The organism is Micromonospora marincola (genome assembly GCF_056150385.1).
Map to the genome: position 1 here is coordinate 74,146 of NZ_JAXCFT010000017.1, position 15,332 is coordinate 89,477.

At 73.1% G+C, this 15,332-nt stretch carries 14 protein-coding genes; 5 read left to right on the top strand and 9 right to left on the bottom strand.

The window, feature by feature from the left end; genetic code table 11:
* The first annotated feature begins 148 nt into the window (after positions 1–148).
* Together SM450_RS25950 and katG are read left to right on the top strand one after the other, a co-directional pair.
* Positions 149–577 (top strand): Fur family transcriptional regulator, encoded by a 429-nt coding sequence (locus tag SM450_RS25950; protein ID WP_474622393.1) that lies wholly within the window; start codon positions 149–151, stop codon positions 575–577.
* 43 nt (positions 578–620) lie between these two features.
* Complete coding sequence (katG, locus tag SM450_RS25955; protein WP_474622394.1) at positions 621–2,897, top strand: catalase/peroxidase HPI; 2,277 nt, start codon at positions 621–623, stop codon at positions 2,895–2,897.
* A 62-nt stretch (positions 2,898–2,959) separates the two neighbouring features.
* Here katG and SM450_RS25960 read toward each other — a convergent pair whose 3' ends face one another.
* On the bottom strand, positions 2,960–3,523 hold the full coding sequence (locus tag SM450_RS25960; protein WP_474622395.1) for a GNAT family N-acetyltransferase: 564 nt from the start codon (positions 3,521–3,523) through the stop codon (positions 2,960–2,962).
* 48 nt (positions 3,524–3,571) lie between these two features.
* Here SM450_RS25960 and SM450_RS25965 point away from each other — a divergent pair, with 48 nt between their 5' ends.
* The gene (locus tag SM450_RS25965; protein WP_474622396.1) at positions 3,572–4,354 is read left to right on the top strand and encodes a methyltransferase domain-containing protein; all 783 of its coding nucleotides are present in this window, start codon (positions 3,572–3,574) and stop codon (positions 4,352–4,354) included.
* A gap of 283 nt (positions 4,355–4,637) precedes the next feature.
* Entirely contained in the window at positions 4,638–6,827 is a 2,190-nt protein-coding gene (locus SM450_RS25970; RefSeq protein ID WP_474622397.1) for a carbohydrate-binding module family 20 domain-containing protein, read from the top strand.
* A 59-nt stretch (positions 6,828–6,886) separates the two neighbouring features.
* Here SM450_RS25970 and SM450_RS25975 read toward each other — a convergent pair whose 3' ends face one another.
* The 6 genes from SM450_RS25975 to SM450_RS26000 form a co-directional block, all read right to left on the bottom strand.
* Positions 6,887–8,107: an MFS transporter gene (locus SM450_RS25975; RefSeq protein ID WP_474622398.1), complete on the bottom strand. Its 1,221-nt coding sequence runs from the start codon at positions 8,105–8,107 to the stop codon at positions 6,887–6,889.
* A 77-nt stretch (positions 8,108–8,184) separates the two neighbouring features.
* A complete protein-coding gene (locus SM450_RS25980; protein WP_474622399.1) occupies positions 8,185–8,661 on the bottom strand; it encodes a hypothetical protein in 477 nt (158 codons plus the stop codon).
* Positions 8,662–8,675: 14 nt separating this feature from the next.
* The gene (locus tag SM450_RS25985) at positions 8,676–9,503 is read right to left on the bottom strand and encodes a hypothetical protein (RefSeq protein WP_474622400.1); all 828 of its coding nucleotides are present in this window, start codon (positions 9,501–9,503) and stop codon (positions 8,676–8,678) included.
* A gap of 51 nt (positions 9,504–9,554) precedes the next feature.
* The gene (locus SM450_RS25990) at positions 9,555–10,313 is read right to left on the bottom strand and encodes an SDR family oxidoreductase (protein ID WP_474622401.1); all 759 of its coding nucleotides are present in this window, start codon (positions 10,311–10,313) and stop codon (positions 9,555–9,557) included.
* Positions 10,310–11,335, bottom strand: coding sequence for a zinc-dependent alcohol dehydrogenase (locus SM450_RS25995; RefSeq protein WP_474622402.1), 1,026 nt, complete (start codon positions 11,333–11,335; stop codon positions 10,310–10,312). The genes SM450_RS25990 and SM450_RS25995 overlap by 4 nt, the downstream gene beginning before the upstream one ends.
* Positions 11,332–12,333 (bottom strand): aldo/keto reductase, encoded by a 1,002-nt coding sequence (locus tag SM450_RS26000; RefSeq protein ID WP_474622403.1) that lies wholly within the window; start codon positions 12,331–12,333, stop codon positions 11,332–11,334. The genes SM450_RS25995 and SM450_RS26000 overlap by 4 nt, the downstream gene beginning before the upstream one ends.
* A 110-nt stretch (positions 12,334–12,443) precedes the next feature.
* Here SM450_RS26000 and SM450_RS26005 point away from each other — a divergent pair, with 110 nt between their 5' ends.
* The gene (locus SM450_RS26005; RefSeq protein WP_474622404.1) at positions 12,444–13,139 is read left to right on the top strand and encodes a FadR/GntR family transcriptional regulator; all 696 of its coding nucleotides are present in this window, start codon (positions 12,444–12,446) and stop codon (positions 13,137–13,139) included.
* A 16-nt stretch (positions 13,140–13,155) separates the two neighbouring features.
* Here SM450_RS26005 and SM450_RS26010 read toward each other — a convergent pair whose 3' ends face one another.
* On the bottom strand, positions 13,156–14,049 hold the full coding sequence (locus SM450_RS26010; RefSeq protein ID WP_474622405.1) for an amidohydrolase family protein: 894 nt from the start codon (positions 14,047–14,049) through the stop codon (positions 13,156–13,158).
* Positions 14,019–15,332 carry an enolase C-terminal domain-like protein gene (locus SM450_RS26015; RefSeq protein WP_474622406.1) on the bottom strand — a complete coding sequence of 438 codons (1,314 nt, stop codon included), beginning with the start codon at positions 15,330–15,332 and terminating at the stop codon, positions 14,019–14,021. The genes SM450_RS26010 and SM450_RS26015 overlap by 31 nt, the downstream gene beginning before the upstream one ends.

Here is a 15,332-nt window from a genome sequence, read left to right on the forward strand (position 1 = left end):
GCGCGGCCCCCCCCCGGTCCGGCGCCGCGCCCCCCCGCCCGGGGGGGGGGGCCCCCCCCCCCCCCCCCCCCCCCACCTTCGCGTGTGCCGGCCGACACACCCGGGTCGAAACTTGATTCATTCCAGAAGACTGGACTATGTTCGTCGCATGACGTCCGACTTCGAGACCCAGTTGCGGGCGGTCTCGTTGCGCGTGACCCGGCCCCGCCTGGCGGTGCTCGCCGCCCTGCGGGACCATCCGCACGTCGACACCGACACCGTGATCGCGCTGGTCCGGGCGGATCAGCCCACGGTCTCCCACCAGGCGGTCTACGACGTGCTCCGGGCGCTCACCGACGCCGGGCTGGTGCGCCGCATCCAGCCGGCCGGCGCCGTCGCCCGCTACGAGTCGCGGGTGGGGGACAACCACCACCACATCGTGTGCCGCTCGTGCGGCACGATCGCCGACGTGGAGTGCGCCGTCGGCCACGCCCCGTGCCTCACCGCCGCCGACGACCACGGTTTCGTGGTCGACGAGGCGGAGGTCGTCTACTGGGGCACCTGCCCCGACTGCGCGACCGACCGCACCGCCAAGTGATCAGCCAGTTCGGCCAACGATCCGCCAGTTCGGAAGGAAACAGATGAGCGACACCCAGGACAACGGGCCCGTCAGCGCCCAGGGCGTGGACGCCAAGGAGGCGGCCGGCTGCCCGGTCGCGCACGACTCCGTGACCGCGCAGGGCAGTGAGAGCGAGAACCCGGCGATCGACTCGCCGACCCCGAAGACCGGCGGCCGTCCGCGCACCAACCGGGACTGGTGGCCCAACCAGCTCGACCTGTCGGTGCTGCACGCCCACTCGTCCAAGGGCAACCCGCTGGGGGCCGACTTCAGCTACGCCCGGGAGTTCGCCACGCTCGACGTCGACGCCCTCAAGCGCGACATCACCCAGGTGCTGACCACGTCGCAGGACTGGTGGCCGGCCGACTTCGGCCACTACGGCGGCCTGATGATCCGGATGAGCTGGCACGCCGCGGGCACCTACCGGATCGAGGACGGCCGCGGCGGCGCCGGCGACGGCGGCCAGCGGTTCGCCCCGCTGAACAGCTGGCCGGACAACGCCAACCTGGACAAGGCCCGCCGGCTGCTCTGGCCGGTCAAGCAGAAGTACGGCCAGAAGATCTCCTGGGCCGACCTGCTGGTGCTGGCCGGCAACGTCGCCCTGGAGTCGATGGGCTTCAAGACCTTCGGTTTCGGCTTCGGCCGTGAGGACGTCTGGGAGCCCGAGGAGATCTTCTGGGGCCCGGAGGACACCTGGCTCGGCGACGAGCGCTACGCCTCCGAGAAGGAGATGGCGTCCGGCGTCGGCGCGACCGAGATGGGCCTCATCTACGTCAACCCGGAGGGCCCCCGGGGCAACGCGGACCCGCTCGCGGCGGCGCACTTCATCCGGGAGACCTTCCGCCGGATGGCGATGAACGACGAGGAGACCGTCGCCCTCATCGCCGGCGGTCACACGTTCGGCAAGACCCACGGCGCCGGCATCGCCGACAACCACGTCGGCCCGGAGCCCGAGGGCGCCCCGCTGGAGGCGCAGGGCCTCGGCTGGCTGAGCACGCACGGCACCGGCAAGGGCGGTGACACGATCACCAGCGGCCTCGAGGTGACCTGGACCGACCGGCCGACGCAGTGGAGCAACCGCTTCTTCGAGATCCTCTTCGGCTACGAGTGGGAGCTCACCACCAGCCCGGGCGGGGCCAAGCAGTGGGTCGCCAAGGACGCCGAGGCGATCATCCCGGACGCGCACGACCCGGCGAAGAAGCACCGGCCGACGATGCTGACGACCGACCTGTCGCTGCGCGTCGACCCGGCGTACGAGAAGATCTCACGCCGCTTCCTGGAGAACCCGGACGAGTTCGCGCTGGCGTTCGCCAAGGCGTGGTACAAGCTGTTGCACCGCGACATGGGCCCGGTCAGCCGGTTCCTCGGCCCGTGGGTGCCGGAGGCGCAGCTCTGGCAGGACCCGGTCCCGGCCGCCGACCACGCGCTCGTCGGTGACGCCGACATCGCCGCGCTCAAGGCGAAGGTCCTCGACTCCGGGCTCACCATCGCCCAGCTCGTCTCCACCGCGTGGGCCTCGGCCGCGAGCTTCCGCTCGACCGACAAGCGCGGCGGCGCCAACGGCGCGCGGATCCGGCTGGAGCCGCAGCGCAACTGGGAGGTCAACCAGCCCGAGCAGCTCGCCACCGTACTGGCGACCCTGGAGGGCATCCAGCGGGAGTTCAACGCCGGCGGCGGCGCCCAGATCTCGCTTGCCGACCTGATCGTGCTGGCCGGCTCGGCCGCGGTCGAGAAGGCGGCGCGGGACGCCGGTGTCGAGGTGACGGTGCCGTTCCACCCGGGTCGCACCGACGCCAGCCAGGAGCAGACCGACGTCGAGTCGTTCCGGGTGATGGAGCCGCGCGCCGACGGTTTCCGCAACTACCTGCGGCCGGGCGAGAAGACCGAGCCGGAGGTGCTGCTCGTCGACCGGGCGTACATGCTCAGCCTGAGCGCGCCGGAGATGACCGTCCTCGTCGGCGGCCTGCGGGCCCTCGGCAACAATGTCGGCGGCGCGGCACACGGCGTGCTCACCGACCGGCCCGGCGTGCTCACCAACGACTTCTTCGCCAACCTGCTCTCCCCGGGCACCCGGTGGAAGGCGTCGGAGTCCGAGGAGCACGTGTACGAGATCCGCGATCTGGCCACCGACACGGTGAAGTGGACCGCAACCGCGGTCGACCTCATCTTCGGCTCGAACTCCCAGCTCCGGGCGCTGGCCGAGGTCTACGCCAGCGACGACGCCCGCGAGAAGTTCGTGACCGACTTCGTCGCCGCCTGGACGAAGGTGATGGAGCTGGATCGGTTCGACAGGTCCTGATCCACCTGTTCCACCCGACGAGCCCCGGTCGATCCGTCACGGACCGACCGGGGCTCGCGTGGCTACCGCCGCTCCCAACGATCCTTGGTGATCTCGTACCGCACTTCTCCGTGCTCGGCGCCCTCGATCATCTCCAGGTCCGGGGGATGGGGAATGGTGGCCACGAGCGTCATGCCGAGCTTCTCCATGACATGGCGCGAACCGTGGTTCACCGCCATCGTCTCCGCCCAGACCACGCGCACACCGAGCGTCGTGAACGCCTTGCCCAGCAGCGCCCGCGAGCCCTCGGTGGCATAGCCGTTGCCCCAGGCCGCCTGCCGCAGCCGGTAGCCCAGTTCGACCTCGTCCAGCGGGCCCTGCGGCGCGGGGCGCAGGATGAACCAGCCGATGAACGGGCCGCCGTTCTTCTCGTGCGCGGCGAACACCCCGAGGTCGCCGCGCCACTTCTGGTAGCCGGTGAGGATGCTCGGGAGGTAACGTTCGCGGATGGTCTCCGGCGCGGTCGGCTCGCCGCCGGTCAGGTAGCGCATCACCGCCGGGTCGCTGTCCAGCTCGATCAGCAGGTCCGCGTCGTCGGCCGTGAAACGGCGCAGGATCAGGCGTTCGGTCTCCAGGTACGTGTCCACGAGCCGATCATGCGGGAAGCCGGCCGGGCAGCCAATAGGATTTCGCTCGTGCACGGGTTCACCGACGTCGACCGCCAGCCGACCCCGGACGCCTGGGTCGGTGTGCTCGACCGTCTCACCGAGGAGCCCTTCTACCGGTCGTATCAGCGGCGGGTCCGGGAGTTGCTCCACCCCGCCCCCGGCGGTCGCTACCTCGATGTCGGCGCCGGCACCGGGGCAGGCGCAGCCGCCCTGACGGACGAACACGAGGTAAGCGTCGTGACCGTCGACCACGCGCGGACCATGGCTGCCGCCATCCGGGCTCGCGGCCTGACCCGATGCGCCGTCGCCGACGCCCATCACCTGCCGTTTCCCGCCGGCGCCTTCGACGGGGCATGGGCCGATCGCACGCTGCAACACCTCGCCGATCCCCACGCCGCCATCGGGGAACTCATCCGGGTGGTCCGGCCGGGTGGCCGTATCGTCCTCGCGGACCCGGACTACGACACCCAGGCGCTCGACATCGCCGACCAGGGGCTGGCGCGGCGCGTGCTGAGGTTCCGGGCCGACGTCCTCCTGCGCAACGGCACCCTGGCCCATCAGCATGCCGGTCTTCTCGCCGGGCACGGCCTGGTCGACGTCGCCGTCGAGCCCCGGACGCTGCTGTTGCGGGACCCGACCGCCGTCGACAACGTGCTCGGCCTCCGCAGTTGGGCCGCCACCGCCGCGCGACGCGGAGCACTCGACCCGGCCGACGCCCGTGCGTTCGAAGACCAGTTCGACGAGGCCGTCGCCACGCGCCGGTTCACCTACGCGGTGACGTTCTTCCTCACCGCCGCGACGGTCACCTGACTGACGGCCCGCCGCCGACGCCGCCGGGGAGCGATCATGAGGTTGACGGCGGCGTTGATCTCCGTAGGCGGCGTCAACTTCATGGTCACCCCCTTCTCCGGCTGACCTCCGTGCAGATTCACGGAAAGAGTGCGGGGACGGCGGGTGGGGGTGTTGCTTGCAAGCTTCATAAAGTTTGCCGCAAGGTATTGCAAAGACTTTCATGGATGCCGCATCGTGGTCGCACCTGGACGGCCGTCCTTCCCCCGTGAGCCCTTTCGAAAGCGGAAGAGGTCCCTCTGCCATGGAACCCGTCAGGCCACACCCCCGTGGCCGCGCCGTTCGCCTGCTGCTCGCCGCCGCGCTCGTCGCGGCCGGCGGGACGGCCGTCGTCGCCGCTGCCACCACCGCCACCCCCGCCCGCGCCGCCACCGTCCTGAACGACAGCGAGGTGACCGCCAACCTCTGGGAATGGAACTGGACGTCGATCGCCACCGCGTGCACCGACCACCTCGGCCCCGCCGGATACGGCGCGGTGCAGGTGGCCCCGCCGCAGGAGTCGGTGAGCCTGCCGAACAGCCCCGACGGCGCGCACCCCTGGTACGAGGTGTACCAGCCGGTGTCGTACAGGCTGGACAGCCGGTTCGGCAACCGGCAGCAGTTCGCGGCCATGGTCACCGCCTGCCACGCCGCCGGGGTGCGGGTCTACGTCGACGCGGTGGTCAACCACATGGCCGGCACCAACAACCCGGCCGGCACGCGCGGCTACGCCGGCTCCGAGTTCACCGGCTACAGCTACCCGGCGGTGCCCTACGGCAGCGGGGACTTCCACCGACCGGGGGACAACTGCCCGACCGGCGGCGGCATCAGTGACTGGAACAACGAGGCCCAGGTGACAAGCTGTGAGCTGCTCTCCCTGTCCGACCTCTACACCGAGAAGGACGCCGTCCGCACCAGGATCGCCGGCTACCTGAACGACCTGATCGGCCTCGGGGTCGACGGCTTCCGGGTCGACGCGGTCAAGCACGTCCGGAAGGACGACTTCGCGGCGATCCTCGGCAAGCTGAACAACACCGTCGCCGAGGGCCGCCGCCCGTACGTCGCCCAGGAGATCTTCGACGGCGCGAGCAACCCGGCGTTGCAGGCCCGGGCGTACGTCGGCAACGGCGACGTGCTCGACTTCGGGTACGCCAAGGGCATCCGCTCGGCGTTCCTCGGCTCCATCTCCACGCTTGCGAACGTGCCGAACTGGAACCTCGACGCGCCGAGCGCCAACGTCTTCGCCATGGTCACCAACCACGACCTGGAACGCGACGGCGTGGTGCTGTCCTACCAGAACGGCGCCGACTACGTGCTCGCCAATTACTTCGCGTTGGCCTACCCGCACGGCAAGCCGTCGGTCTACGACAGTTTCACCTGGTCGAACCGGAACCAGTCCCCGCCGAGCGACAGTTCCGGGCGGGTCACCGACACGGTCTGCGGCGCCGCCTGGAACTGCCTGACCCGCAGCGCCGGCATCAAGGGCATGGTCGGCTGGGCCAACGCGGCCCGGCCGGTGCGGACCGTCTCGGACTTCACCACCGTGAACAGCAACGTGATCGGCTTCCACCGGGGCGACCGGGCCTGGATCGGCATCAACGACTCCGCTTCCGCCGCCACCGCCACGTTCGCCACCGGGCTGGCCGACGGCAGGTACTGCGACGTCATCGCGGGCAGCGCCACCGCCGGCGGTTGCGCCGGCGCCACGGTGACCGTCTCCGGCGGCCGGGCCACCGTCACCATTCCGGCGAACGGCGCCGTCGCGGTGCACGTCAACGCCCGGCCGGGCACGAACCCGTCGCCGACCGCGTCCGCGACGGCCTCGCCGACGGCCGGCCCGACCACCAGCCCCACCGATCGGGTCGCCACCACGTTCACCATGAGCGCGACCCCGGCCGCCGGCCAGGACGTGTACGTCGTCGGCAGCGTCCCCGAGCTGGGTTCGTGGACGCCGGCCAACGGGGTCAGGCTCGCCGCGCAGGGCGGTGGCGTCTACCGCGCCACGGTCGACCTGCCCCGGTCGACGGCGGTCGAGTACAAGCTCGTCAAGATCACCACGGGTGGGGCGGTCACCTGGGAGTCCGGCGCGAACCGCAGCTTCACCACGCCTGCCGCCGGCACGTACGCGGTGACCGGGACGTTCCGCGGCGACACCGTCTCGACGACGGTGGCCACCTCGTTCGCCGTCACCGCGACCACCACGTACGGCCAGAACGTGTTCGTGGTCGGCGACATCGCGGCGCTCGGCGGGTGGAACGCGGCGAACGCGGTCGCGCTCTCCCCGGCCACCTACCCGATCTGGCGGGCCACGGTCGACCTGCCGCCGAACACCGCGGTCGAGTACAAGTACGTGAAGAAGAACCCGGACGGCTCGGTTACCTGGGAGTCCGGCGCGAACCGGGCCTTCACCACCCCGGCCGGCGGCACCCGCGCCAACACCGACACCTGGCGGTAGCGGCCGGCGGCGCGGCCCGTCCTCCTCCGGTGGGGACGGGCCGCGCCGTGCACCCGAGGTCATGACTCCGCCCGCGCCCGGAGCCGGGCCGGCACTTGTCCCACCGGGCGGCGTCCGACGACTGCCACAAGCGCGGCGGACAGACACGTCACGGCGGCGGCGACGAGCGGTGGCCGGCCGCCGGTCTGCACGGCCACCGAGCCCAGCGGGATGGCCGCCACGATCGGCCCGAACATCACCGTGTTCGCGGTTCCCGACACCCGCCCGAGCGTCGCCGGCGGCGTGTGCGTCTGCACCGCGGTGACGGCGGCGACGAGCGTCCACGGCAGGCCGACCCCGATCACCGCCGAGGCGGCCACCGTGGCCGGCCACCAGGGCAGGCAGCGGCCCAGGCAGCCGACGGCGAACAGCACCGTGCCGGCGACACCGACGGCGGTGGCCCCCCAACGGCCGACGAGCCGGCCGGCGACAAGTCCGGCGAGCACCGAGCCGCCGCCCTGCGCGCCGGCGAGCACACCGAGGAACGTCGAGGGCAGGGCCAGTTCCGTCACCACCACGGCGTAGAGCGCCGCGGTGGTGAAGCCGGACATCGCGATCGACACCGCCGCCAGCGCCACGGGTACGCCTACCGCGCGCCGGCGCAGGATGACGGCGAGCCCGGCCCGGAGGCCGTGTGGGCGGGGCGTCGCCGGGCCGGCCGGCGTCTGCCCGTCGACCGTGGCCGCGCCGGTGGCCGGCAGCCGCAGCGCGGCGTAGAGCACTGCGACAAGCATCGGCATGGCGGCGCTGAGCACGGCGACCGAATGCCCGCCCCGCCAGGCGTAGAGGCCCGCCCCGGCCAGCGGCGCGACAAGCTTCATGCCCTCCTGCGCGCTGGACCGCCAGCCGTTGACGTCGGCGAGTCGCGCCGGGGACAGCGCCGCCGGCAGCAGCGCGGTCTCGCCGGCGTCGATCACCACGTAGCTGACGCCGTACGCGAGCGAGACGGCGTAGATCAGCCAGGTCTCGCCCGGACCGCGGACCGCGAGCAGGCAGAGCAGGGCGGCGGCCAGCGCGAGGTTGACGGCGATGACGAGCGGGCGTCGGGGCGCCCGGTCCAGCAGCCCGCCGAGCCACGGACCGGCAAGCACCGGCGCGTAGACGCAGAGCCCGGCGAGCGCGGCCAGCCCGGTGGAACCGGTGAGGTCCAGCACCCAGATGCCGGCGACAAGCGCCATGGCGCTGCTGCCGAGGCCGGAGAGCAGCGAGATGGTGACGAACAGCGCGGCGTTGCGGCGCATGGGTCCTCCACGGTTGAGCGGGGAAGACTCACATCCTCAATTCTTGAGTGCGGCCGAAGCAATGCTGATGGCTCACGTCAATCGTTTGTTGACAGGGTGGCCGCGATCCGTCGAGCGGCGTCGCGGGCGGGCGCCGGCAGTCGCGGTCCGACCTCGGCCAGGTCACCGACGAGGTACGCGGCAAGCGCGAACAGCGGCCCGGGGGCGGCGTCGAGGGCCGACGCGGTGGTGCCGCGCACAAGTGCCGCCCGGCGGAACCGGCGGTCCCACGCCCGGTCCGCCGCGATCCACCGGTCGAGGTCGGTCACGGCGGCCCGCAACGCCACCACCTCTGCCGACCAGGCCCGGTCGAGTCGCCCCAGCCGCGAACGGCGGGCCGCCACGAGACGCTGCCGGCGTTGCTCGGCGGCCTGGCGGCTGCTCAGCCCCAGCGCGCCGGCGATCTCCGCCCAGGTGGCGCCGTCGTGCCGGGCCCGGTCGATCAGCTCCAGCTCCTGCTCGTCGAGCCGGGCTCGGGCGGCCCCGATCTCGGCCAGGAGGGACAGGTCCGTCACCGCCACCGTGACAGTCAGCGCGGCGGCGCGACGTACAGGCCGGTCTTGCAGCCCATCTCGCCCGGCTCCAGCCAGATCCGGTCGTACCCCGGCTCCTCGATCTTTCCGGCCGGCGTCCGCACCAGCAGGAGGCACTGCCGTTCCGGCGGGACGCCCACGGCGGCGACAAGCGCGCCCTCGTGGGTGACCGTGTCCACGGTGATCCACTCCTGCGGGAACGCCGCTCGCACCGCGCCCGCAAGCGTCGCCGGGGTGGCGGTGCGCAGCACCGTCGTGAGCCGCCTGCGTCCGTCCGCCGGCAGCGCCGGCACCGGCGCGGCGCTCGGCGGCGGAGGAGCGGCCCCGGGCGGGCAGTCGATCTCCCGGTAGGTGGTGTAGCGGTAGAGCCGCAGTTCGTAGCGGTAGCAGCGGGTGGTCCGGCCGGCGGGTGGGCTGCTCTCGCCGGGCCCGGCCGTCGGCCCTTCACCGAGGGACACGAACCGGACGTCGATGGTGGCCAGTTCGTCCGCGTAGACGCGACCCGACCAGGCCAGGGCCTCCTGCCGGACGGCCGGGTCGGCACCCGGCGGCGGCGTCGCGACATCCGTCACGACCTCGGTGGCGGCGATCGACGCGGCGTCCCGGATCCGGTCACGGTGTCCGAGCGCCTGGTTGAGGCGCTCCGCCGCGTCCGTCGTCGGGTCGGTGGGCCGCGCGGCGTCCGACACCGGCGCGTTGTCCCTCGCCAGATCGTCGTCGCGGTGCACCCCGCACCCGAGAAGCACCAGCGCGACCGTCGCCGCGACACCGCCCAGTCGCCGCCGGCCGGATCCCGACGTCCCACCCACCCCTGCCCCGTTCACGGGCGACACGCTACCGCCGCGCCGCCACCGCGCAGGTCCCGGCCACCGGGGTCAGCGGGCCAGCCAGGCGCCGTCGACCGGGATGACCGCGCCGTGCACGTAGGCCGCCGCGTCGGAGGCGAGGAAGACGGTGACGCCGCCCAGGTCCTCGGGCCGCCCCCAGCGTCCGGCCGGGATCCGGTCCAGGATCGCCCGGTTGCGTTCCGGCTGCTCGCGCAGCGCGCGGGTGTTGTCGGTGGCGATGTAGCCGGGCGCGATCGCGTTGACGTTCACCCCGTGCGGCGCCCACTCGTTCGCAAGCGCCCGGGTCAGCCCGGCGATGCCGGACTTCGCCGCGGCGTAACCGGGCACGGTCACCCCGCCCTGGAAACTGAGCATCGACGCGGTGAATATGATCTTGCCGGAGCCGCGCCGGACCATGTCCCGGCCGATCTCCCGGGCCAGCACGAACGGCGCGGACAGGTCGACCTCCAGCACGTGGTCCCAGTCGTCGTCGGAGTGCTCGGCCGCGGGCGCGCGGCGGATCGTGCCGGCGTTGTTGACCAGGATGTCGACCGGGCCGCGTGCGAGCAGCCAACCAGCCAGCTCACGGACGGCGGCCCGGTCGGACAGGTCCGCGCGGCGGGGCACGAACTCCCGCCCGTGCGCCGCCACCCGCTCGGCCACCGCGCTGCCGGTCTCCTCCAGCGCGGCGCTCACCCCGACCACGTCGGCGCCGGCCGCGGCCAGGGCCTCCGCCATGGCCAGGCCGATGCCGCGCCGGCTTCCGGTGACCACCGCCACCCGGCCGCTGAGATCGAACGGGTTCACGCGCCCCCTCCACAGTCGACGAGCACCTTCACGTCGCCGCCGGCGGCAAGCGCCTCGAACGCCCGCGACACCTCGTCAAGCGGCACGATCCGGGAGATGAGCCGGTCGGCGGGCACCTGGCCGCCGTGCACCAGACGGACCGCCTCGGCGTAGTCGTCGGGCTCGTACACCCGCACGCCGATCAACTCCAGCTCGCGCCAGAAGACCCGGTGCAGGTCCACCTGCCGCGGGGTGGGGTGGATCGCCACCACCACCAGGCGTCCGCGCACCGCCAGCAGGTCGGTGGCGAGGCGTACCCCGGCGTCCGAGCCGGACACCTCGAACACCACGTCGGCCCCCGCGCCGCCGGTCGCCTCCCGGATCGCCTCCGGCACGTCGACCGCCGCCGGGTCAAGCGTGGTGAGCCCGAGGTCGGCGGCGAGCGCACGCCGGTCCGGGTCGATCTCCAGGACCGTCACCGTGGCGCCGGTGCCCCGGGCGACCGCGCCGATGAGCAGCCCCACCGGCCCGGCGCCGATGACGACCGCGTGCTCACCGGCGGCGAGTCGGGAGCGGCGGACATCGTGCACGGCCACCGCGGTCGGCTCCACGAGCGCGGCGCGCGGCAGGGGCAGGTCCGCCGGCAGCGGCACCACGATGCGCTCCGGGACCGTCCAGGAGCGCTGCATCGCGCCGGGCGAGTCGACGCCGACGAAAGTGAGCCGGTGACAGACGTGGGGATGTCCGGCGCGGCAGGCCGGGCACTGCCCGCACCATTCCAGCGGCATCACGGTCACCGGGTCGCCCACCCGGTGCGCGTCCACGCCCGGCCCGAGCTCGGCGATCCGGCCGGACATCTCGTGGCCGAGCACCGCCGGCACGCGGACCCGCTTGTCCATCGCGCCGTGCGCGATGTGCAGGTCGGTGCCGCAGATCCCGGTGTACGCGACCGCGATGCGCACCTGGCCGGGGCCGGGCGGCACCGACGGGGTGTTCTCGACGACGAAGCTCCGCTCGCCGACGTAGTGCGCGCTGCGGTTCACGCCGCCTCCTCGGTGTCGCCTGGTCGTCGCACGTCACGCCCTTCTGGGTTGTTCTCGTCCCGGCCGCTGCTCCAGGCGTGGCCGAGCACCGGCGCCAGCAGCGTCTCGATCTCGCCGAGCAGGTCGGGGTCGGTCTCGGTGAGCGCCCAGCGCACGTTGCGGGCCATGTTTTCGGCGCTCGCGGTGCCGACGAAGGTGGTGGCGAACGCGAGCGGCGCGGCGGCGAAGCTGAGCGCCACCTGGGCGATGTCGACGCCCCGGCGGGCGCACAGCTCGGCCGCCGCCGCGGCGGCCCGCCGCACCGGAGGCGGCGCCGGGTGCCAGTCGGGCGCGCCCCGCCGCGAGAGCAGCCCCATGGCCAGTGGCGACGCGTTCATCACCGCCGTGCCGAGGGCGGCGAACCCGGGCGCGCTGTCGGCCAACGCGCGGTCCAGCAGCGTGTAGCGGCAGTAGGACAGCACGGTGTCCACAGGCGTCGCCGCGGCGACCCGGGTGAGCGCGGTAAGCGGATAGCCGGTGACGCCGAGGAAGCGGACCTTCCCCTCCTCGCGCAGCTTCTCCAGCACGGGCAGCGTCTCGGCGATGATCTGGTCGAGGTCGCCGAACTCGATGTCGTGGCACTGGATCAGGTCGAGGTGGTCGGTGCCGAGCCGGTCCAGGCTCTCCTCGACACTCGCCGTGACGCGCGCGGCGGAGAAGTCGAACGCCGCGTCGCCGTACCGGCCGACCTTCGTGGCCAGGACGTAGCCGGACCTGTCGACGCCACGCAGCGCCCGGCCGAGCACCGTCTCGGCGACCGTGGCGCCATAGTAGGGCGACACGTCGATGATGTTCACGCCCAGGTCGAGTGCGGTGCGGACGGCGCGGATGCCGTCCTGCTCGTCGATCCGGCCGTAGACCCCACCGAGGGGTGAGGCGCCGTAGCCGAGCATCGACACGTCCAGGCCGGTCCGGCCGAGCGGGCGGTATCGCACGCCGATCACGCTCCCTTCGGCCACGACCGGATCAGAGATCCGACGTCTCTATAGTGGGGTGGGTCGCCGAGGCTCGCCACCCCGGGCGAGGTCGGGGCGACCGCGCACGGCGAGCCGGTCCGGAAGGGGCGTGGATGGCACTTACCGACGACGCGATCGCGAGGATCCGCGGCATGATCTCCAGCGGTGAGCTGCCACCGGGCGCCCGGCTGCCACCGGAGCCGCAGTTGGCGGCGCAGATGGGCCTGTCGCGCAGCGGCGTGCGGGAAGCGGTCAAGGTGCTCGAGTCGGCCCGGGTGCTCGACGTGCGCCGCGGCGACGGGACGTACGTGACGAGCCTCGCTCCCCGGCTGCTGCTGGAGGGCCTCGGCGTCGCGGTGGAGCTGTTGCGCGACGACACGCTGCTGGAGGTCATGGAGGTGCGCCGGATGCTGGAGCCGGTGGCGACCGGGATGGCGGCGCTGCGGATGACCGACGCCGGGCTCGACGAGCTGGCCCGGATCCTGGAGGACATGCGCGCGGCGGCCGGCGACGCCGAGAAGCTGATCACCTTCGACACCGCCTTCCACCACACCGTCGTGGCGTCGACAGGCAACGAGACGCTCACCTCGCTGCTGGACGGTTTGTCCGGCCGCACCCTGCGGGCCCGGGTGTGGCGCGGTCTGATCGAGGCCAACGCCGCGCACACGACAATCGACGAGCACCACGCGATCTACCTCGCCCTGCGGTCGCGGGACCAACTGCTCGCCCAGGCCAGCGCGCTGATGCATGTGAACACCTCGGAGGCGTGGTTGCGTACGGTGCTGGCGGCCAAGGCGGCGGCCGAGTGAGGTCCGGCGGCCGGGGTCACGCGGGTGGCTCCCGGCGTTCGGCCAGGCGGTAGGTGCGCACGGCGGTGCCGGCGAAGATCTCCTGCCGGTGCCGCGTCGGCAGCGGCGGCAGCGCGCTCTCCAACGCCCGGCGCACCCCCGGATAGTCGGACCGCAACAGGCAGACCGGCCAGTCCGACCCAAACATCAGACGATCCGGGCCGAATTCCGCCACCGCGACGTCGACGAAGGGCGCCAGGTCGGCCGGTGACCAGCCCGGCGTGGCCTCGGTGACCAGCCCGGACAGCTTGCCTGTGACGTTGGCGTTGGCGGCGAGCGCGGCGAGCGGGCCGCGCCAGATCCGCAGCCCCGCCTCGCCCTGGTCGATCCGGGGCTTGCCGAGATGGTCGAGCACGAGGCGTAGCTCGGGGACCGCGTGCGCGGCCCGGGCCGCCGCCGGTAGCTGGTCGGCGCGGATCACCAGGTCGAACGCGAGGTCGGCGGCGGCGACCTCGGCGAGACCCCGCAGCACGTCGGCGCGGTCCAGATAGTCCGGATCGGCCTTGCCCTGCACCTGGGAGCGCACGCCGACGAGGAACTCGCCCCCGCGCAGCGCCCGGTAGCGCGCGATGGTGGCCGTGACGTCGTCGGCCGCGACGTCGAGCCAGGCCACCACGCCCAGGATCGGCGGCGTGTCGGCGGCGTACCCGAGGAACTCGGGCGCCTCGTCGCGATGGCACCGGCCGCCCTCGACAAGCACGGTGCCGTCCACGGCGGACGCGTTCAGCTCGGCGGTCAGGTCCGCCGGGGTGAACGGACGGCGGATGGCGTCCAGCCCGGGCGCGTCGAGCCAGTCGTACCCGTGTTCCGGCCGCCACAGGTGGTGGTGCGCGTCGATGATCACGTCCGGGCCGCCCTCGCCGGGGCCCACCGCGCTCCGTCGGGGAACCGGTACGCGGCCCGCGACGCGGGGACCATCTCCGCGCTCATGCCCGGCGCGCGGGGCGCGTGGTAGTGGCCGTCCCGGACGACCACCGGGTCGGTGAAGTGCTCGTGCAGGTGGTCGACGTACTCGATGGCCCGGTTCTCGGTGCTGCCGCTGAGCACGAGGAAGTCGAACATGGCCAGGTGCTGCACCAGCTCGCACAGCCCCACCCCGCCGGCGTGCGGGCAGACCGGCACCCCGAACTTCGCGGCGAGCAGCAGGATCGCCAGGTTCTCGTTGACGCCGGCGACCCGGCAGGCGTCGATCTGCACCACGTCTACGGCGCCGGCCTGCAACAACTGCTTGAACATCACCGCGTTGTGCGCGTGCTCGCCGGTGGCGACCTTCACCGGGGCCAGGGCGGCGCGGACGGCGGCGTGCCCGAGCACGTCGTCGGGCGAGGTCGGCTCCTCGATCCAGTACGGGTCGAACGGCGCGAGCGCGCGCATCCACCGGATCGCCTCTGGCACGCCCCAGACCTGGTTCGCGTCGACGGCGATGCGGACGTCCGGCCCGACGGCCTGCCGGGCGATGCCCAGGCGGCGGACGTCCTCGCCGAGGTCGGCGCCGACCTTGAGCTTGATCAGGCGGAATCCGGCGTCGACCGCCTCCTTGCAGAGCCGGGCGAGCTTGTCGTCGTCGTAACCGAGCCAGCCCGGCGTGGTGGTGTAGGCCGGGTAGCCCTCGGACAGCAGCCGGCGCTCCCGCTCGGCGCGTCCGTCCCGGGCGGCCCGGAGCAGCCCCAGCGCGTCGTCCTCGGTGAGGGCGTCGCGCAGGTAGCGGAAGTCGACCTGCGCCACCACCTGTTCCGGGGTGAGGTCGGCGAGCAGCCGCCACAGTGGCTTGCCGGCGCGCCGGGCGGCGAGATCCCAGACCGCGTTGACCAGGCCGCCGGCGGCCATGTGCACGACCCCCTTCTCCGGACCCAGCCAGCGCATCTGGCTGTCGCCGACGAGCCGGCGGGCGAGCGCGCCCGGGTCGGCGAGGAGCCGGTCGACCGGCTCACCGACCACCATGGGCGCCAGCGACCGCAGCGCCGCGACCACGAGTTCGGTGCCCCGCCCGACGGTGAACACCAGGCCGTGCCCCTCGGTCCCGGCCGAGGTGTGCAGGAGCAGGTAGGCGGCCGAGTAGTCGGGGAAGGGGTTCATCGCGTCCGACCCGTCGCGCTGGCGGGACGTCGGGAACCGTACGTCGATGGCTTCTACGGACGTGATGCGCTCGCTCAA

Bases quoted from the DNA above. Each gene is read 5' to 3' on its own strand.
- SM450_RS25950 (WP_474622393.1), top strand. From the start codon at position 149: ATGACGTCCGACTTCGAGACCCAGTTGCGGGCGGTCTCGTTGCGCGTG.
- katG (WP_474622394.1), top strand. From the start codon at position 621: ATGAGCGACACCCAGGACAACGGGCCCGTCAGCGCCCAGGGCGTGGAC.
- SM450_RS25970 (WP_474622397.1), top strand. From the start codon at position 4,638: ATGGAACCCGTCAGGCCACACCCCCGTGGCCGCGCCGTTCGCCTGCTG.
- SM450_RS25975 (WP_474622398.1), bottom strand. From the start codon at position 8,107: ATGCGCCGCAACGCCGCGCTGTTCGTCACCATCTCGCTGCTCTCCGGC.
- SM450_RS26005 (WP_474622404.1), top strand. From the start codon at position 12,444: ATGGCACTTACCGACGACGCGATCGCGAGGATCCGCGGCATGATCTCC.